This is a genomic window from Paludisphaera soli, assembly GCF_011064595.1.
GTDB classification, from domain to species: domain Bacteria; phylum Planctomycetota; class Planctomycetia; order Isosphaerales; family Isosphaeraceae; genus Paludisphaera; species Paludisphaera soli.
Genome location: NZ_JAALJI010000136.1, coordinates 1 through 644 on the forward strand (window position 1 = coordinate 1; position 644 = coordinate 644).

Here is a 644-nt window from a genome sequence, read left to right on the forward strand (position 1 = left end):
GCCTTCGCCCAGGAAGAGGGGAAGCTCGACGCCGAGGCCATCGGCAATGCCGCCGCCGCCAAGGCGACCACGACCCCCGATGGCGTCGTCCGCATCGCGTGGGCTCGCACCGACGTCCCCGTGAAGGTGGACCAGATGCCCTTGAAGCCCTTCGCGGGTCTGGGCTCGTGGGCCGCGTTCACGAAGGCCCCGCACGGGGCGATGGTCATGGGCGACACCGTCGTCTTCCAGGACGAGGTGACGCCAGCGATGGACGCCGCCTTTGCGAGCGGGCTCGAAGTCTCGGGCCTGCACAACCACTTCTTCTTCGACGAGCCGAAGGTCTACTTCATGCACATCGGCGGCATGGGCGACCCCGAGAAGCTCGCCGCCGGCGTGAGGAGCGTTTGGGACGCCATCAAGAAAGTCCGCTCGGAACACACGACGCCTGCCGACCGCTTCGGGGGCAAGCCGCCCGAGGCCGGGAGCATCGACGCCGGAGCCATCCGGGGCATCCTCGGCCACGAGGGGCAGACGCAAGACGGCGTGGTGAAGGTGACCATCGGCCGCCAGGGCGAGATGCACGGCGTCAAAGTCGCCGGGTCGATGGGCCTGACGACCTGGGCTGCGTTCTCGGGCTCGGACGAGCTGGCCGCCGTCGATGG

General features: G+C 69.3%; 1 protein-coding gene. It reads left to right on the forward strand.

Annotated features, from left to right (window positions below):
* The coding region (locus G6O68_RS32015; protein ID WP_165253836.1) for an LppY/LpqO family protein at window positions 1–644 on the forward strand (644 nt) is incomplete at both ends.